Annotated in this window: 13 protein-coding genes; 7 read left to right on the forward strand and 6 right to left on the reverse strand. The window is 71.7% G+C overall.

Annotation, left to right across the window (positions count from 1 at the left end):
* Positions 1-39: 39 nt before the first annotated feature.
* On the forward strand, positions 40-1140 hold the full coding sequence (locus BM393_RS05860; RefSeq protein WP_091723405.1) for an NAD(P)/FAD-dependent oxidoreductase: 1101 nt from the start codon (positions 40-42) through the stop codon (positions 1138-1140).
* 23 nt (positions 1141-1163) lie between these two features.
* On the opposite strand, the gene BM393_RS05865 is transcribed toward BM393_RS05860, so the two are convergent.
* Together BM393_RS05865 and BM393_RS05870 are read right to left on the reverse strand one after the other, a co-directional pair.
* The gene (locus BM393_RS05865) at positions 1164-2168 is read right to left on the reverse strand and encodes a tripartite tricarboxylate transporter substrate binding protein (protein WP_091723408.1); all 1005 of its coding nucleotides are present in this window, start codon (positions 2166-2168) and stop codon (positions 1164-1166) included.
* Complete coding sequence (locus BM393_RS05870; RefSeq protein WP_091723411.1) at positions 2161-3081, reverse strand: LysR family transcriptional regulator; 921 nt, start codon at positions 3079-3081, stop codon at positions 2161-2163. The genes BM393_RS05865 and BM393_RS05870 overlap by 8 nt, the downstream gene beginning before the upstream one ends.
* 234 nt (positions 3082-3315) lie before the next feature.
* Here BM393_RS05870 and BM393_RS05875 point away from each other — a divergent pair, with 234 nt between their 5' ends.
* The 3 genes from BM393_RS05875 to BM393_RS05885 all read left to right on the forward strand — a co-directional run bounded on the left by BM393_RS05875 (position 3316) and on the right by BM393_RS05885 (position 8163).
* A complete protein-coding gene (locus BM393_RS05875) occupies positions 3316-4446 on the forward strand; it encodes a porin (RefSeq protein ID WP_091723414.1) in 1131 nt (376 codons plus the stop codon).
* Between the two features lie 37 nt (positions 4447-4483).
* Positions 4484-6046 carry a PEP-CTERM sorting domain-containing protein gene (locus tag BM393_RS05880; protein ID WP_254783223.1) on the forward strand — a complete coding sequence of 521 codons (1563 nt, stop codon included), beginning with the start codon at positions 4484-4486 and terminating at the stop codon, positions 6044-6046.
* Between the two features lie 206 nt (positions 6047-6252).
* The gene (locus tag BM393_RS05885) at positions 6253-8163 is read left to right on the forward strand and encodes an amidohydrolase (protein WP_217648430.1); all 1911 of its coding nucleotides are present in this window, start codon (positions 6253-6255) and stop codon (positions 8161-8163) included.
* A 68-nt stretch (positions 8164-8231) separates the two neighbouring features.
* On the opposite strand, the gene BM393_RS05890 is transcribed toward BM393_RS05885, so the two are convergent.
* Both BM393_RS05890 and BM393_RS05895 read right to left on the reverse strand, forming a co-directional pair.
* Positions 8232-9134, reverse strand: coding sequence for an amidohydrolase family protein (locus tag BM393_RS05890; RefSeq protein WP_091723419.1), 903 nt, complete (start codon positions 9132-9134; stop codon positions 8232-8234).
* Between the two features lie 52 nt (positions 9135-9186).
* Positions 9187-9828, reverse strand: a complete 642-nt coding sequence (locus BM393_RS05895) for a hypothetical protein (protein ID WP_091723423.1) — start codon at positions 9826-9828, stop codon at positions 9187-9189.
* Between the two features lie 175 nt (positions 9829-10003).
* On the opposite strand from BM393_RS05895, the gene BM393_RS05900 reads away from it, so the two are divergent.
* Positions 10004-10489 carry a hypothetical protein gene (locus BM393_RS05900; protein WP_091723425.1) on the forward strand — a complete coding sequence of 162 codons (486 nt, stop codon included), beginning with the start codon at positions 10004-10006 and terminating at the stop codon, positions 10487-10489.
* A gap of 49 nt (positions 10490-10538) precedes the next feature.
* On the opposite strand, the gene BM393_RS05905 is transcribed toward BM393_RS05900, so the two are convergent.
* Entirely contained in the window at positions 10539-12398 is a 1860-nt protein-coding gene (locus BM393_RS05905) for a glycoside hydrolase family 13 protein (protein WP_091723428.1), read from the reverse strand.
* A 105-nt stretch (positions 12399-12503) separates the two neighbouring features.
* A complete protein-coding gene (locus BM393_RS05910) occupies positions 12504-14213 on the reverse strand; it encodes an alpha-amylase family glycosyl hydrolase (RefSeq protein WP_175538200.1) in 1710 nt (569 codons plus the stop codon).
* Between the two features lie 360 nt (positions 14214-14573).
* On the opposite strand from BM393_RS05910, the gene BM393_RS05915 reads away from it, so the two are divergent.
* The gene (locus tag BM393_RS05915; protein WP_254783224.1) at positions 14574-17261 is read left to right on the forward strand and encodes an alpha-1,6-glucosidase domain-containing protein; all 2688 of its coding nucleotides are present in this window, start codon (positions 14574-14576) and stop codon (positions 17259-17261) included.
* Between the two features lie 113 nt (positions 17262-17374).
* Positions 17375-18721, forward strand: coding sequence for a tetratricopeptide repeat protein (locus tag BM393_RS05920; protein WP_254783225.1), 1347 nt, complete (start codon positions 17375-17377; stop codon positions 18719-18721).
* Positions 18722-18804: the final 83 nt, after the last annotated feature.

Consider the following 18804-nt stretch of genomic DNA (forward strand, 5'->3'; position numbering starts at 1 on the left):
CGTACCGGCCGGCGAGGACCGCTCGGCACAATCGCCGCCATGGATCAAGTCGATGCGGTGGTGATCGGGGCCGGCGTGGTCGGCCTCGCGGTGGGGCGGGCGCTGGCGATGCGCGGCCTGGAGACGCTGGTGCTCGAGCGCGAGCTCGCCATCGGCACCGGCGTCAGCTCGCGCAGCAGCGAGGTCATCCACGCGGGCCTCTACTACCCCGCCGGCTCGCTGAAGGCCAGGCTGTGCGTGCGCGGCAAGCAGCTGCTGTATGCGCACTGCGCCTCGCACGGCGTCGCGCATCGGCGCTGCGGCAAGCTGGTGGTCGCGACCGCGCCGGAGCAGTTGCCCGGACTGCGCGCGCTGCGGGCCAAGGCCGCGGTCAACGGCGTCGACGACCTGCGATGGCTGACGCGCGAGGAGGCCCAGGCGCTCGAGCCGCAGCTGCGCTGCGAGGCCGCGTTGCTGTCGCCCTCGACCGGCATCGTCGACAGCCACGGGCTGATGCTGTCGCTGCAGGGGGACCTGGAACGGCACGGCGGCGCCGTCGCGTTCGGCGCCGCGGTGACCGCGGTGGATCGCGGCGGGCCGGGACATGTCGTGCGCACGAGCGAGCTGTCGCTGGGCGCGCGCCTCGTCGTCAACGCGGCGGGCCTGCACGCGCCGCTGCTCGCCCGGACCATCGAGGGCCTTCCGCCGCCGCCCGTCGCCCGCTTCAGCAAGGGTTGCTACTTCGCGCTGCAGGGCCGCGCGCCGTTCTCGCGGCTGGTCTATCCGTTGCCGCAGGACGCCTGGCTCGGGGTGCACCTGACGCTGGACCTGGGCGGCCAGGCGCGCTTCGGTCCGGATGCGCAGTGGCTCGATGTCGATCGCCCCGAGGACATCGACTACGCCGTCGATCCGGCCCGCGCCGAGGCCTTCTACGACGACGTGCGGCGCTACTGGCCGGCGCTGCCCGACGGAGCGCTGCAGCCGGCCTACAGCGGCGTGCGACCCAAGATCCATGCGCCGCACGAATCCGCGCCGGACTTCCGCATCGACGGCCCTGCGCAGCACGGCGTGCCTGGCCTGGTGAACCTGATGGGCATCGAGTCGCCGGGACTCACCAGCGCGCTCGCGATCGCGGAGGAGGTCCTCGCGCGGCTGGACTGAACGCCGCGGCGCGCCGCGCTCAATCAATCGGGCGGCACGCGCAGCGCCCGCTCGCGTTCCTTGGCGATGCGCGCGGCGAAGTCGGCGGCGCTGCCGCCGGTGGGCAGGTTGCTGACCTCCAGCATCCGCGCGCGCAGCTCGGGCTGGCGCAGGGCGTCGTTGACCAGCGCGTTGAGGCGGCGTAGCCGCTCCTCGGGCACGCCGCGCGGCGCGAACAGGCCGAAGGTCGAGACCAGGTTGGCGTCCGGGAAGCCGAGTTCCGCCAGCGTCGGCACCTCGGGCAGCACCGGCAGCCGCACCGGCGAGCCGATGGCCAGCGCCTTCAACCGGCCCTGGCGCACCAGCTGCAGTTGCTGCGCGGCGACGTTGGAGGACAGCAGCTCGAACTGGCCGCCGATCGCATCGGTCAGCTGCTGGCCGCCGCCTTTGTAGGGCACGTGGATGATGTCGACGCCGGCCGCGGCGCGCACCTGCGCGAGCACCATGTGGCCCACCGTCGCGTGACCCGAGGTGGCCCAGCGCAGTCGCCCCGGCGCGGCCCGCGCGGCGGCGAGCATCGCGGGGAAATCCCGGGGCTTGAACGACGGATGCGCGAGCACCAGCACCGGCGTGTCCATGAGGCTGACGACCGGCACGACGTCCCGCGGCGGGGCGTCGCCGCGGCCGGTGGCGGCGGAGGCCGGGTCCGGCGGCCCGAAGACCAGTGGCGAGATCGCGCAGTAGGCCAGCGTGTGGCCGTCGGGCGCGGCGCGGGCCAGTGACTCCAGCGCAGTCAGGCCGCCGGCGCCGGCGCGGTTCTCGACGATCACCGGCACCTTCAGGCGTGCGCCCATGAACTGGGCGAGCGCGCGCGCGGTCTCGTCGCTGATGCCGCCGGGTGGGTAAGCCACGATCAGGTGCAGGGCGCGCGACGGCCACGGCTCGGCGGCGGTCGAGGTTTGCGCCTGCGCGCCCGCGGTGAATGCAGGCAGGCCGGCCACACCCGCGAGCGCCGCGCCGTGCCCGATCACCCACGCGCGCCTACGCATCGCGGTGCTCCATCGCGATGCGCCGCGCCAGCGCGAGGAAGGTCGCCATCGGGCCGTCCTGGTCGTGGGTCCGGTAGGCCAGCGTCAGCGGGGCCTCGAGCCGCGCCTGCTTCTCCATCGGCCGGTACACGATGGAATGCGCATGCACGCCCCGCATCGAGGCCGGCACCACCGTGATCCCAGCGCCGGCGGCGACCAGGTTGAGGTTCATCATCATCCGGTCGACCTCGACGAAGCTGCGCGGCCGCACGCCGTCGCGCTCGCACAGCGCCAGCAGGTTGGCGTAGAGGCCGGGCGCGCCGGGGCGCCGCACCAGGATCAGGTCCTCGTCCTCCAGCTCGGCCAGCGGCACCGGCGTCGTGGCCGCGCGCGGCACCGCCGCGAGCCGGTGGTCCAGCGGCACCGCCAGCAACGCGGGCTCGGTCAGCAGCGTCTCGAAGCTGACGCCCTCCGGCCGCGCCACCGGCACGCGCAGGAAGCCGCCATGCAGCCGCGTCTTCACGATCGCGTCGATCAGGCCGGCGGCATTGTTCTCGGTCATCGACAGCGCGATGCCGGGATGCTCGCCCCGGCAGGCGCGCAGCACCGCCGGCGTGTAGGCATGCGCCGCCGCCGAGCTGGTGAAACCGATCGCCAGCAGCCCGTGCTGGCCGCTGGCCAGGCGCTCCATGCGGTCGCGCATGTCGTGGTAGTCGCGCAGCAGGCGCCGGGCCTCGTCGAGGAACTGCCGGCCGCCATCGGTCAGGCTCACGCCCTTGGGATGGCGATGGAGCAGGGCGATGCCCAGTTCCTGCTCCAGCGTCTTGATCTGCTGGCTCAGCGGCGGCTGCTGCATCCCGAGCAGCGCCGCGGCGCGCGTCATGTGGCCGGTCTCGGCGACCGTCACGAAATAGCGCAGGTGTCGGAGGTCCATGGCTGCGTGTCTCCGGGGCTGCGGGCGCTACGTAGGCCTCATATTCAAAACGTCTCGGATCTCGCGAATCAGTGTATTTGACGCTATGGAGCACCGTCACTAAGGTCCGCCCCGGATACCGACGCAGCGACAGCGAGACAGCGATCCAAGCACCGTCCGAGGACGGTCCGGCGGTCAGTACGACGAACGGTCCCGACGAGGACACGACAACAACGACACGAGACGGAGACAACGTTGAAGGCAACGACCACGCATTCGAGGGGCGCGCGCGCCCGGTCCCTCGCCACCACCGCCACCACCCCCATCGCCCAGGCCGCGGCGATCGGCCTGGGCCTGCTGGCCGCCGCTGGCGCGCAGGCGCAGGCCGCCTCCAGCGTGCAGCTGTTCGGCCTGATGGACCTCGGCGTGCAGGCGCTGAAGGCCAGCGGGACCGACACGCGCCATCTGGTCAACAGCGACGGCAACACCTCCAGCCGCTTCGGCGTGCGCGGCACCGAGGACCTGGGCGGCGGGCTCAAGGTGGGCTTCTGGCTGGAGTCGGCGGTGTCCGTCGACGACGGCACCAGCGGCGCCACCAGCACCAACAACAAGGATTCGGTCAGCGGCGGCCTGACCTGGGGGCGGCGCGCCACGGTGCAGGTGTCGGGCCCGTGGGGCGAGCTGCGGCTGGGCCGCGACTACGTGCCGTCGTTCGGCAACCTGACCACCTCCATGCATCCGTTCGGCACGAACGGCGTGGGCAGCTCGGGGATCCTGTTCTACCCGGTCCCCGCCAACGGCACGACGGCTCGCACCAATGTGCGCGCCTCCAATTCGATCGGCTACTTCACGCCCTCGGGCATCAACGGCTTCTACGGCCACGCGATGCTGGCGCTGGGCGAGCAGGGCGCCGGGCCCACGCGCAAGGATGGCCAGTTGACCGGCATCCGCATCGGCTGGCGCAACGAGACCTTCAACACCTCGGCGGCGATCTCCAAGACCCGCTACGCCACCGGCGACTACACGCAGAGCAACGTCGGCCTGTCCTACCAGTGGGGGCCGGCCAGGCTGATGGCGCTGTGGGGCCGCAACGAGGTCGGCATCACCCGCACCACGGCGACGATGCTGGGCACGCAGTGGCAGCTGTGGCCGCAGGGCGAGCTCCGTTTCGCCTACACCTGGCTCAAGGCGAGGAACGTCGCGAGCGACGCCACGCACATCGCCATCGGCTACGTGCACGACCTGTCCAAGCGCACCGCGCTGTACACCAACCTGGCGAAGGTCGACAACAAGGGCCGCGGCACGCGCTTCAACGTCGGCCTGGCGACGACCCAGCCCGGCGGCGACAGCGGCGGCTTCGAGGCCGGCGTCCGCCACAACTTCTGACACGCGCTTCAATCCCCAGCAACGAAGGAGCACGACCATGCCGTCCACCATGACGAAGTTTTCCTGGCGCCTGGCCGGCGCGGTCGCGCTCGCGGCCGCCGGCATCGCGACGCCCGACATGTATGCGCCGACCGCGACGAGCGACGGCTTGCTGCCGGAGCCCGGCTCCTTCGCGTTGGCCGCGCTGGGCGTGGCGCTGGTGGGGATGTTGCGGTGGCGCCGGCGCTGGTCGAGCGCGCCGATGATGACGGCGGTCGTGCTCGGCCTGGCGGCCGCGGCGCCGGTGGCCGTCGCGAAGGACGTCAGGGAGGCGCAGGACGCACAGGCCGTGGCCTTCGACATGGCGGCCGAGTCCGCGCCGGCGCCGGCGAGCTGTCCGTCGGGCGTGGGCGAGGGCGCGCGTTGCCTGGCGGGCCAGGACAGCGCGGGCGCGTTCTACATGATCGTGATGCCCAAGGCCTGGAACGGCGACCTGGTGGTGCACGCGCACGGTGGGCCCTTCCTCGGCGCGCCGACGGCCAGGCGCGTGGTCGAGGACATCGAGCGCTGGTCGATCATGCCGAGGCTGGGCTACGCGCTCGCGGCGTCGAGCTACCGGCAGGGCGGCGTCGCGGTGACGGCCGCGGCGCAGGACAACGAACGGCTGCGACGCCTGTTCATCAACAAGGTGGCCAAGCCGAAACACGTCTACCTGCATGGCCAGTCCTGGGGCGCCAGCGTCGCGGCCAAGGGCGCAGAGCGCTTCGTCGACGGCAAGCCCTACGACGCGGTGCTGCTGAGCTCGGGCGTGCTGGGTGGCGGCACCCGCAGCTACGATTTCCGGCTCGACCTGCGTGTCGTCTACCAATACCTCTGCCGCAACCATCCGCTGCCGAGCGAGCCGCAGTACCCGCTGAACATCGGGCTGCCGCTCGCCTCGACGATGAAGCAGGCCGACCTCGCCAGTCGCGTGAACGACTGCCTGGGCCTGAACAAGCCCGCGGCGGAGCGCTCGCCCGAGCAGGCCGCGAAGATCAAGACCCTCGTGGACGTGGTCCACATCCCGGAGCGCAGCATCCTGTCGCACCTGAACTGGGCCACCTGGCACTTCCAGGACATCACGTTCAAGCGCACCGGCGGTGCCAGTCCCTTCGGCAACGTGGGCGCGGTGTACGCCGGATCGAGCGACGACGCGGCGCTCAACGCGGGCGTGCAGCGCTACGCGGCGGATCCGAAGGCCGTGGCGATGCTGGCGGCGGACGCGGACCTCGACGGGAAGATCCCGGTGCCGGTGCTGACGGTGCATGCGATCCACGACCCGACCGCGATGGTCGAGCTGCAAGAGAGTTTCGGCCGCACGATGGCGGCGGCGGGGCGCGGCGATGCGCTGGTGCAGACCTTCACCGGCGACAAGGACCACAGCTACCTGAGCGACGCGACCTATGCGGCGCTGATGGCGGCGCTGTCGAGCTGGGCGACGCAAGGCCGAAAGCCGACGCCCGCATCGATCGCCGCCGGTTGCGAGAAGGCGCGCGTGGCGCTCGGATCGACCTGCCGCTTCGAGCCGGACTACCAGGTCCGGCCGCTGGAGACGCGGGTGGTGGGGCGCGACCGGCCCTGATACCCGGACGGCAGCGACGACACCGGCCACAGTCCGGTGTCCCCACTTTGGGAGAAGCCGGATCCGGCATTCGGGCGAAGAATCGGCGGGTTCATTCGACAGGAGCCGCCATGTTCACCGACCTGATCCGCACCGGCCGCGAGGACGCGCCGCAGGGCAATCGCCGCGACTTCATGGAGGCCGCCGCCGCGCTGGGCCTGAGCGTGATGGCCGGGCCGGTGCTCGCGCAATCCGCCGCGGGCGGAGCGCCGGAGCTGATCCTGCGCAACGGTCGCATCACGACGATGGACCCGGCGCGGCCCGAGGCGAGCGCGATCGCGCTGCGCGACGGCGTGGTGATGGCGGTGGGCGGCGACGCGGAGATCGCCAAGCTCGCCGGCCCCAGGACCCGGGTGGTCGACGTGGAGAAGCGCCGCGTGATCCCGGGGCTGACCGACTCGCACATGCACATCATCCGCGGCGGCCTCAACTTCAACATGGAGCTGCGCTGGGACGGCGTGCGCTCGCTGGGCGCGGCGCTGCAGATGCTCAAGGACCAGGCGGCGCGCACGCCCGCGCCGCAGTGGGTGCGGGTGGTCGGCGGCTGGAACGAATTCCAGTTCGACGAGAAGCGCATGCCGACGTTGGCGGAGCTCAATGCCGCGGCGCCGGACACGCCGGTGTTCGTGCTCAACCTCTACAACATGGCCCTCCTGAACCGCGCGGCGCTGCGCGCGGTCGGCTACACCAAGGACACGCCGCAGCCCGCGGGCGCGATCATCGAGCGCGACGCGCGCGGCGAGCCCACCGGGCTGCTGCTGGCCGAGCCCAACGCCTTCATCCTCTACAACACGCTGAACCTCGGGCCCAAGCTCGATCCGGAGCAGCAGCTCAACTCGACGCTGCACTTCATGCGCGAGGAGAACCGGCTGGGCGTGACCTCGGTGGGCGACGCCGGCGGCGGCTTCCAGAACTATCCCGATGACTACGGGATCATCGACCGGCTCGCCAAGGAGGGCCGGCTGACGGTGCGCATCGCCTACAACCTGTTCCCGCAGAAGGCGAAGCAGGAGCTGGCCGACTTCCAGCGCTGGGCGAAGACTGGCCGGCCCGGCGACGGCAGCGACTTCTACAAGCTCAACGGCGCGGGCGAGATGCTCGCCTTCAGCGCGGCGGACTTCGAGGACTTCCTCGTGCCGCGGCCCGAGATGCCGGCGGCGATGGAAAGCGACCTCGAGGGCGTGGTGCGTTTCCTGGCGGGCAACGGCTGGCCCTGGCGCATGCATGCGACCTACGACGAGACGGTGTCGCGCGCGCTGGATGTCTTCGAGAAGGTCCATCGCGATCATCCGATCGACCAGCTCGGCTGGTTCTTCGACCACTGCGAGACAGTGACGCCGCGCAACCTGGAGCGGATCCGCAAGCTGGGCGGCGGCATCGCGGTGCAGAACCGGATGTCGATGCAGGGCGAATACTTCATCCGCCGCTACGGGCTGAAGGCGACGGCGGAGACGCCGCCGGTCAAGCGCATGCTGGAGATGGGCCTGCCGGTGTCGCTGGGCACCGATGCGACGCGGGTGAACAGCTACAACCCGTGGCAGGCGCTGTACTGGCTGGTGTCGGGCCGCACCATCGGCGGCACGGTGCTCTATCCGGAGGAACGGCGGCTGGAACGCATCGCCGCGCTGCGGCTGATGACGGCGGACGGGGCGTGGTTCTCGCGCGAGACGGGGAAGAAGGGCGTGCTGAAGGCGGGCGCCTTCGGCGACCTGGCGGTGCTGGACCGCGATTTCCTCACCGTGCCGGAGGACCAGATCCAGGACATCACCTCGGTGCTGACGGTGGTGGCGGGCAAGCCGGTGCATGGCAGCGGCGCCTACGCGTCGCTCGCGCCGCCCTTGCCGCCGGCGATGCCGGACTGGTCGCCGGTGCGTCGCTACGGCGGCTACCAGGCGCGCAAGTCGTCGACCTCGGCGATGAGCGATGCCGAGCGCCGCTACCAGTACGCCGCGATGTGCGGCTGCGCCAGCCAGTGCGGCGTCCATGGGCACGACCACACGGCGGTCGCGAGCGCAGCGAGCGATGCGTCGGCGGCGCAGGCGTTCTGGGGTGCGCTGGGCTGCAGCTGCTACGTGTGAGGGAGCGGCAAGGGCAGCAAGGGCAGCAAGGGCGGTGAGGGTGCGCTGAAGCGACGCCGAGGCGCCGCTCAGGGCGGCAACCCGAACAACCTGGCCGCGTTGCCCCAGGCGATGCGCCGGGCGATGTCGGTGGGCAGCTCGCCGAGCCAGGCGCGGTAGCCCTGCATGGTGGCGTCGTAGTGCTGCCAGCGCTGGTTGACCCAGGTGTCGGAGCCGACCAGGAAGCGATCGGGATGGCGCTCGATCAGCGTGCGCCAGTCGGGGCAGAGCTTGCCGTCGTCGCAGGTGAGGCCGGGGCGGTAGGACAGCTCGCCCATCAGCCGCGGGTACTTCGCGAGCAGGGCCTGGACGCGCTCGATCGGGGTGCCGTTGATGCCGGTGTGGGCCCAGATCAGGCGGAGCTCGCGTCCCTGGCTCGGCGTGGCGGCCATCAGCAGGTCGATTGCCTCGTCGTCCACATGGGCGAGCACCACGAGCGACTTCTCTTCGGCCAGCGCCATCAACTGGCGCGCGACGGGACCGCGCGCGTTGGCGCTGTCGTAAAGGTGGAACTCGCCGAGGCCGCGATACGGCCCGGCCGCGGTGCCGCGCGCGAGTTCCTCCTGGACCATGCGGTAGATGCTGGGATCGCGGAACCAGTTGTCGTAGTCAGCGCGCGTGCGATAGAGCCGGATGAAGGGCACGACGGTCACGCCGGCGGCGCGGGTCTCCGGCAACCCGGCGAGGGCGCGCGTGCCGTCGTTCGGACGCGAGTTGGAGAGGATGGCCTTCACGCCGTTGCGCTGCATCCGCGCGAGCACGTCGGCCGGCGGATGCGGACCATCGCGGCCGTTCCAGGCTTCCTCGTTGTAGTGGAGGTGCGCGTCGAAGAGCGGGCCGGTGTAGTCGGCCGCGAGGGCGCCGCCGGACCACGCCGGCGACAGCGCCAGCACGACGAGCAAGGACAGCAGGGCAGGCGGCACACGGCGCATGGGCAGGCTCCAGGGCGATGAGGTCGCGGTGGATTCTGCGCCTGAGGGGCGCCTATCGACGATCGGGGAAGGTCCCGGGCAGCGGCGTCAGTGAAGAGGCGCCGGGTCCGATGGGCGCGAGCGGGAGGCAGCGATCCGGCGATGGATCGCAGAAGCTGACATCGATGAGGTCGGTGGGTGGGCGCCGTGGGCGGAGGATCAACTGCGGCACGCGCGGCCAGCGTGCCAGGAGCACGCGCTCGATGACGGCGCGAGGCAGGGTGGGCAGCCGGACGGATAGCCACTCGACGTCCTTGAAGCGGGTCATCTCCAGGCCTTCCCAGTCGATGAACGCGGGCGGATCCTGAAGGATCAGCGTCGCCTGCGGGTGAAGGCCGGTCGACCGCGCCGTGAGCGCGAGGTGGGCGCAGGCCGCCTCGCAGAGGCCATGCACCTCCACGCGCCTGAACACGAATGCCGCATGCAGGGCGAGCCGGGTCCTGATGGGCCGGCCGCCGCGCAGGTCCTTCAGATGGATCGCGTCGACACCGGGGCGGCGCAAGGCGTTGTCGATCCGCTCGACGGCCGCGTCGTCAAGCACGCCGTCACGTATCCAGAGGTCGGAGCCATCCCGGTCAATGCTGATCGCCAGCGCATCCGACGCGGCACCGATCGCCGCGGCGAATCCCAGCCGCCTTATGAGGTTCATCCACATGGGCGCGTCGGTCACGCTCGCGGCCGCATCGGTTCGAAGACGTCCCGCAGCGCCCGTTCGGGCGCGCGCCGGATGCAATTCTGACCACCCGGCATGCCGCCAGGGCCGCTCGGCGCGGGAGCCCCCCTTGCCCGCCCAGGGCCACACCCGTCCCTGCCGCTTGCCGGAGAGCCTCATGCACCATTTCTCGCCTCGCAGCCTTCGCACCACCGATCTCATCCGCGAATCGCTGATCGCCGGACTCGCTTCCGGCTTGCTCTCCGCCGCGGCCGTGGCCTGGGGCAGCCGCGCCGGCGGCCATCGCGCGGTGGCAGGCCTCAACGCGCCCAGCCATTGGCTCTGGGGCGACGAGGCGCTCGAGTCCGACGCCTGCAACCTGCGCCATACCGGCGTCGGCGTCGCGACGCACGTCGCCTCGGCCCTGTTCTGGGGCGGGATCTACGCGCTGATGCGCGGCTGGCATCGGCGGCCGACGCCGCTCAATGCGGCGACCGACGCGGTCATCCTGACCGGCGCCGCGGTGGTCACCGACTACCTGCTCGTGCCCCGGCGCCTGACGCCGGGCTTCGAGGCCCGGCTCACGCCGCGCCGGCTGGGCATCGTCTACCTGGCGCTTGCCGGTGGACTGGTGCTCGGCGCAGTGTGCAGCGAGCGGGACTGAACCCGCGCGCTGGCGATGATCGGGCGCGGCGTGCCGCGCCCGACCGCGGTCACTCGATCGACAGCAACGTCACCGACCGCGCCGGCAGGCTGAGCGACGCGCCCAGCGTTGCCTTCTGCCCGGTCATGACGTCGGTGGCGGTCTCGCCGCCGCGCAGCATCTCGGTGAAGCGCGTCAGGTCCAGCTCCCGCGCCTCGCGCGCCTTGTTCAGCACCAGCATCAGCCGCTTGCCGCCCAGGCCCTTCGCCGCGTCGTAGCGGAACAGCACATAGGCCTCGTTCAGCGGCGCGTACTGCATCAGCGCGCCCTCGTGGACCAGCCGCTCCGACTTGCGCCAGTTCAGCAGCCGCTTCAGCCAGGCCTGCGCGCCGGCCTGGCGCTCGCTCAGGCCCGCGCCGGTGAAGGCGTTGACCGCGTCGCCGGCCCAGCCGCCGGGGAAATCCGCCCGGGCCGCGCCGTCGTCGCGGTGGCGCGGGCTGGTCATCAGGATCTCGGTGCCGTAATAGAACTGCGGAATGCGGCGCACCACGCTCAGGAAGGCCCAGGCCATCTTCGTCAGGTCCAGGTCCTCGTGCAGCATGCTGTACAGGCGCGGCGTGTCGTGGTTGCCCTCGAAGAGCACCAGGTTGGCCGGGTCCGGATAGACGAAGTCGTGCGCCAGGCCCTCGTACAGCCGCGTGAAGCCGCCATCGTGCGAGTCGGCCTGGTTCAGGCCGGCCAGGATGGCCTCCTGCATCGGGAAGTCCATCAGGCTCGGCAGCGACGACACGTAGCCATCGTGGTTGCGCTTGCCCGCCTGCCAGTACGACACCACCGCGGGATGCGGGCTCCATTCCTCGCCGACGATGTTGAGCTTCGGATACTCGTCCTTCAGGCGGCGCGACCAGGCGGCCAGGAAGTCCTTGTCCGAATAGCTGTAGGTGTCGGTGCGCACGCCCGCCAGCCCCGCGCTCTCGATCCACCACAGGCTCATCTGCGTGAGGTAGGTCGCCACCAGCGGCTGGCGCTGGTTGAGGTCGGGCATGTCCGGCGTGAACCAGCCGTCGCTGAAGCGCTTGCGGTCGCTCGGCGCCGCGTAGGGATCCTGCAGCGACATGCGCGCGTGATGCGTCTCGGTGTAGCGGGGCCAGACGTTGACCCAGTCCGCCGTCGGCAGGTCGGCCATCCACCAGTGGTGCACGCCGATGTGGTTCAGCACGATGTCCTGGATCAGCCCCAGGCCGTGGCGCTTCGCCTCCGTCGCCAGGCGCATGAAGTCGGCATTGGTGCCGAAACGCGGATCCACCTTGTAGAAGTCGGTCGCCGCATAACCGTGGTAGCTCCACTTCGGGCTGTTGTTCTCGGACAGCGGCGTCGGCCACAGCATCGTGAAGCCCATGCCCGCGATGTAGTCGAGGTGCGCGGTCAGCCCGGCGAGGTCCCCGCCGTGGCGGCCGCCCGGATCGTCGCGCCGCAGGCCTTCGGCCATGCCGGGCACTTCGTCGTTGCGCGGGTCGCCGTTGGCGAAGCGGTCCGGCACCACCAGGTAGATCGCGTCCTTCGGCCCGAAGCTCTCGCGCTGCGCCGAACCTGGCGCGCGGGCGCGCAGCGGGTAGCGGTGCTCCAGGACCGTCCGGCCCTCCTGCTGGAGCTGCAGCGTCAGCGTGCCCGGCTGCGCGGTGGGCGCGATGCGCAGGTCGACGAACAGGTAGTTGGGGCTGTCGCCCCGCCGCGTGCCGACCAGCGTCACGCCGGGCGCCGGCGCGAGCGCGACCTGCAGCGCGCCGATGCCGGCGCCGTGCAGCATCACCTGCAGCTCGGGGGACTTCATGCCGACCCACCAGTCCGGCGGCTCGACGTGATCGAGCGTGACGGTGGCGGGCGTGGAGACGGGAGCGGCCGTCGCGGCGGCGGCGGGAGTGTGCGTCATGGCAAGCAGGCTCAAGGCGAGGGGGAGGAGGGGGGCGAGGAAGGAGGCAAGGGACGTGGCGAGAGGTGCGGCGGGACGGGTCGGAACGATCATCGTGCCCGTCCTTCAGCGCAGGCGGAAGACCTGCACCGACAGCGGTGCCGCGGTCAGCGTCAGGCGGCCGGTGGCGTCGACGCGGGGCGCCGGCATCGGCGGCCGCGCCGGCGTGGAGGCGGTCGGATGGAGCCGGCGCAGCGGGCGTTTCGCGCTCAGGCCGGCGAGCGCGACCTGGGCCGCCTCCTGGCCGTAGTTGATGACCACGAGCACGCGCTCGCCCCGGTACGCGCGCTGGAAGCTCAGCACGCGGCCCTGCGCCAGCGGCGCTTCGTAGCTGCCGCGCGCCAGCGCCGGCTGCGTATTGCGCAGCGCCAGCATCGCCTTGTAGAAGTTCAGCAGCGAGCCCGGATCGGCCGCCTGCGCCTGCGCGTTGTGCGTGGCGATGTTGGGCGCCGCCGGCCGGAAGGGCGTGCCGGAGCTGAAGCCGCGCACGTCGCCGGTCCAGCTCATCGGCGCACGCAGCGGCGCGTCGCCCGGCAGGCCCGCGACACCGGCCTGGCCGATCTCCTCGCCGTAGTAGAGGAAGGGCGTGCCGGGCAGCAGCAGGTAGGTGGCGGCGGCGAGCTTGTAGCGCGCCTCGTCGCCCTGGAACTGGTCCCAGGGGCGACGGCCCGCGAAGATGTCGTGGTTGCTCAGCATCGTCGCCATCGACAGCGGCGACTCGGTGAAGAAACGCGCGACCCGGGCGACCGCCTCGTCGGCGCCATCGCCGCCCTTGGCCGCGTCGATCACCGCGCGCTCCAGCCCGAAGGCGAAGGCGCTCCCGCAGATCTCGGGCCGGGTGTAGACCTTGGGCTCGGCCGTCGCCTCGCAGACGACGAAACGATGCGGATAGCGCTTGATCAGCCGCGCGAAGTCGCCGGTGAGCGCGCGGCTCTCCGGCTGGTCGTTCCAGTCCCTGGCGCTGTTCTCGATCAGGTGCGGCACCGCGTCGAGGCGGTAGCCGTCCAGGCCGCGGTTGAGCCAGAAGCGCAGGCTGTCCGCGTGGTACTTCACCACCGCCGGGTTGCGCATGTTGAAGTCGGGCATGTCGGGACCGAAGGTCGCGTAGTAGCGCGGCGAACCGGCCGGCGCCAGGGGCGTCGAGGTCGGCTTGGGGGGCGCGCTGGCGCCTTCGGGCAGCTCGGGCACCTGCTCGCCGGGCAGGTACCACGGCGTGTGGCCCCAGATGTCCCAGTCCGCCAGCTCGGCCAGCGGCTGGGGGCTCCACACGAACCAGTCGCGCCACGGACTGGCCGGATCGGCGGCCGCGGCGTGGAACAGCGGATGCTCCCGCGCGCCGTGGTTGATCACGTAGTCCATGACCACGCCGATGCCGCGCCGGTGGGCCTCGCGGATCAGTTCGTCGAAGTCGGCCAGCGTGCCGTACTGCGGCTCGATCGCGCGGTAGTCCGTGGTGGCGTAGCCGTGGTCGTGGTCGGCGCTGGCGGTGATCGGCATCAGCCACAGGCCCTTGACCCCCAGGTCCTTCAGGTAGTCCAAGCGCTGCGTCACGCCGCGCAGGTCACCGATGCCATCGCCGTCGCTGTCCTGGAAGCCACGCACGAAGATCTCGATGAACGGCCCGTGCTGCCAGCCCTCCGGCAGCGCGCTGCGGCCCAGCCGCTCCGGCACCGGCGACAGGTCCACCGGCGCGGCGGGCGCGGCGCCGGCGCCTGTCGCCGTGAGCAAGGCCAGCGTCGCCAGGGCGGCGGCGAAGGCGAGGGGGCGAGGCGTCATCTCGCGGTCTCCTGATCTTGGGTTTGTAGCAAAAGTACAAATCTCGGTGAGGCGATTGTGAGTTCTTGGAATACCGCCGCAGCGCAGCATAGAAGGATTGAGTAGTGATGGGAAGTCCTGATCCTCCTGATATGTAGTTTTGCTACCATCCAAAACCGAACCCGCTGCCAGCCCTCGGGATGGCCTCGGATCAAAAAACAACAGTTCGATGGAGATCCGATGGGCGTTCGTCCGACCCCGTGCCTTCCGTGGTGCCGTCCCTGTTCCCGTCCTCGGTCCGGTTTCCGCTCCGGTCTCCGGTCGCGTATGGCGGCCGTGATCCTGAGCGGCCTGGCGACGCTGCCCGCTTGGGCGTCTCCGATGGGATCGCCCGACGCGGCGTCGGGCCCGGCGCTCGCTGCCTGCGATGCCGGACCGGTGACCACGCTGCGCGCGCAAGCGCCCGCGCTCAAGGTGACGACGGACGCCCCGCAGCCGGTCTGGCTCGATGACCGCCGGATGCGTTGGCCGGCGCTGACGCTGGGCGCGGGGCAGGTCGTGCGCTTCCATCATTCGGCCGCAGGCGCGCTCGATGTGGTCGACGGGCACCTCACTGGCAGCGATCTCAGCGGCGCCCTCGAACCGGCGAAGGACGCGCCAGACGCCGAGATCGCCGCGCAGAGCGCCTACCTGGGCGCGGGCCTGGACTTCACCATCGATCCCTCCGTCGACCGGCGCGCGCTGCATCGCGGCCAGACGCTGATCACCGTGGAGGACGACCAGGGCCGCGTGCTGCGCTGGAGCCCGGCGCAGACGGCCCGGGCGCTCGACGTGCTCCATGCCGCCGCGGAGGACGAGCGCGCGCTCGGTGTCTCGCTGACGCCGGCCGGCGCCAGCTTCAAGCTGTGGGCGCCGACCGCCGATCGCGTCGAGCTCTGCCTCCACGACGGCCCCGACAGCGCCGCCCGCGCTCGCCTGCCGATGGCGCGCGACGAGCTCACCGGCATCTGGTCCGCTGCCCGGACCGGCGTGCGCAGCGGCGCGTACTACCGCTACCTCGTCGAGGTCTTCGTGCCCGGCGTCGGCCGGGTCCGCAACCTGGTGACCGATCCCTATGCGGTCAGCCTCTCGGCCGACTCGGCGCGCGCCTATGTCGCCGATCTGTCCGAGCCCCGGCTGCAGCCGCGCGGCTGGGCGGCCAGCCGCATCCCCGACCGGGTGAAAGCGGCGACCGACATGGTCGTCTACGAGCTGCATGTGCGCGACTTCTCGCGCGACGACCCGACCGTCCCCGCGGCGCAGCGCGGCAAGTACCTCGCGTTCACGCGGAGCGACTCGGCCGGCATGCGCCATCTGCGCGCGCTGAGCCGCGCCGGCCTGACCGACGTGCACCTGCTGCCGGTCTTCGACCTGGCCACCGTGCCCGAGCGCGGCTGCGCGGTCCCGCGCGTGCCGGCGGCCGCGCCCGACAGCGATGCGCAGCAGGCCGCCGTCATGGCGGTCGCCGATGCCGACTGCTTCAACTGGGGCTACGACCCCTACCACTACAGCGCGCCGGAAGGCAGCTTCGCCAGCGACGCGAACGACGGCGCGGTCCGCGTGCGCGAGCTGCGCGCGATGGTGATGGGCCTGCATGCGGCCGGCCTGCGCGTGGGCATGGACGTCGTCTACAACCACACGACGGCCGCGGGGCAGCAGCCGCATTCGGTGCTGGACCGCATCGTCCCCGGCTACTACCAGCGGCTGGACGCGCGGGGGCGTGTCGAGCGCTCGACCTGCTGCGACAACACCGCCACCGAGCACCGGATGATGGGCAAGCTGCTCATCGACTCGGTGCTGCTGTGGGCGCGGGAGTACAGGATCGCGTCCTTCCGCTTCGACCTGATGGGCCATCAGCCGCGCGCCGTGATGGAGCGCCTGCAGGCGCGGCTCAAGCGCGAGCTCGGCCGGGAGGTGCAGCTGATCGGCGAGGGCTGGAACTTCGGCGAGGTCGCCAACGGCGCGCGCTTCGTGCAGGCCTCGCAGTTGTCGCTGAACGGCACGGGCATCGGCACCTTCAGCGACCGCGGCCGCGACGCGGTGCGCGGCGGCGCGGCGGGCGACGACGCGGCGACCTCGATGCGCCGACCCGGGTTCCTCGTGCCCGCGCCCGCTGACGACACCGCACGCCGCGAGGAACTCCTGCGCCAGGGCGATCTGCTGAAGCTGGCGATGGCGGGCACGCTGCGCGGCTTCCCGCTAGCGACCGCCGACGGCCGGCTCGTCACCGGCGAGCGCCTGCCCTACGGCGACCAGCCGGCCGGTTATGCGTCGGTGCCGGCCGAGGTCGTCAACTACGTCGAGAACCACGACAACCAGACGCTGTTCGACGCCCTGGTGCTGAAGCTGCCGCGCGCCACCAGCGCCGAGGACCGCGCCCGCACCCAGGCCGTCGCCCTGGGCATCAACGCGCTGAGCCAGGGGATCGCGTATTTCCATGCCGGCGGGGAGTTGCTGCGGTCCAAGTCGATGGACCGCAACAGCTACGACTCGGGGGACTGGTTCAACCGGCTCGACTGGACCGGCCGGGACAACGGCTTCGGCGCCGGCCTGCCGCCCACGCGGGACAACGGCGCGGACTTCGCGCTGCTGCGTCCGCTGCTGGCCGATCCCGCGATCAAGCCGGGGCCGGCGGTGATCGACTGGACGCGCCGCGTGTTCCTCGACCAGTTGCGCCTGCGCGCCAGCACCCCGCTGTTCCGGCTGAACGAGCCGAGCGAGATCGCGCGGCGGCTGGTCTTCCACAACACCGGGCCGGCGCAGCAGCCGGGCGTGATCGTCGGGCGACTGGACGGCGCGGGGCGCGCGGACGCGGTCTTCGACCGGGTGCTGTACGTGGTCAATGCCACCGCGGCGCCGGCGGCGCTGACGATCGCTGCCGAGGCGGGGTTCCCGTGGCGGCTGCATCCGGTGCAGCGCGCCGCCGGCGCCGCCGACGCGCGGATCCGCCGGGAGGCCTCGGCCGATGCGCGCGGCGCCTTCCGCGTGCCGGCGCGCAGCGTGACGGTCTTCGTGGTCGAGCGCCGCTGAGGGCCTCGTTCACGCCGCATATCCCCGTCTTCGTCGCACGGAGGTGCGCGCGCGGCGCGGCAGGACTAGCATGGTCGCCAGCGGCCCTGTCAGAGGCCGCGTCGGAGACGGTCATGGGAACGAGCCACGCGATCCACGAGGTCCACCCCGCAGCATCCGGGATCTCCCGGGGAGCGGCGCATCCAGCGCATCCGGTGCATCCGACGCGCGCGCCGGGGTGGCGGGCGACGCTGCTGGGCGCGCCGCGTCGCGCCGGCCTGGCGCTGATGGCGGCCCTGGCCCTGGGCTTGGTCCTGACCGGCTGCGCGTCGGTGGGCGACGAATCGACGGCGGCCCGGGTCGACACCGCGCCGCTGATCCATGACGAGCTGTTCCCGCCGTCGCGCGACGTGATCGATCCGGCGCAGGTGATGGCGATGTCGCCCAAGATGCGCGAGTTCCTGCGCGCCCGGTTGCCCAACGCCGGCAGCGGCACGCTGATGACGGAGACCCGCGACATGCGCCACATGTTGCTGGATGCGCTCTACACCCGCGGCGAGCTGCAACTGGAGTACGACGCCGAGACGACGCGCACCGCCGCCGAGGCCTTCGACGCCAAGGCCGGCAACTGCCTGTCGCTGGCGATGATGACGGCGGTCTTCGCCCGCGAGGCCGGCATGCCCATCATGTTCCGGCAGATCTACGACGAGGAGCAGTGGAGCCGCGTCGGCGACCTGCAGGTCGTCTCGGGCCACGTCAACATCGCGCTGGGCCGGCGCAAGTCGGACTTCCGCGTGATCGGCAACGACGAGCCCTCGCTGGTGGTGGACTTCCTGCCCGGCGCGCAGATCGCGCGCCAGCGCGCCATGCCGCTGGAGGAGCGCACCATCGTCGCGATGTACTTCAACAACCGCGCCGCGGAGCTGATGGCGCAGGCCCAGCTCGACCGCGCCTACTGGTACGCGCGGGCCGCCTGGCTGCACGAGCCGCGGCTGCTGGCGGCGCTGAACACGCTGGGCGTGATCTACCGCCGCCATGGCGACACGGCGCTGGCCGAGCGCGCCTTCCGCGCGGTGCTGGCCCGCGAGCCGGCCAACGTGCAGGCGATGGCCAACCTGGCGCAGGCGCTGCGCCTGCAAGGCCAGCTCGCCGAGGCGGAGCAGCTCGAGACCCGGCTCGCGCAGATCCAGCCCTATCCGCCGTTCAAGTTCTTCGACCTCGGCGTCGCCGCGATGAAGGCCGGCGAGTACGCCCAGGCCCGCGACCTCTTCGCCAAGGAGATCGCGCGCTCCGCCTACTACCACGAGTTCCATTTCTGGATGGCGCTGGCCAACGTCGGCCTGGGCAAGTGGGACGTGGTGCGCGAGGAGCTCGCCAAGGCCGAGGAGTACAGCGTCACCCAGCCGCAGCGCCGCCTGTACGCGGCCAAGCTCGAGAGCCTGAAGGCGCGGATGGAGCGGACGTCGACGAAGCTGCGTTAGGTCGCGCCGCCTGTCGCGCTGCCCGAAGCGCCGCCCGCCGTGCGAGAGACATCCGGTCCCTCGCCAGGCGTATTCCTGTGGCC

Source organism: Mitsuaria sp. PDC51, from assembly GCF_900113225.1.
Classification (GTDB): domain Bacteria; phylum Pseudomonadota; class Gammaproteobacteria; order Burkholderiales; family Burkholderiaceae_C; genus Roseateles.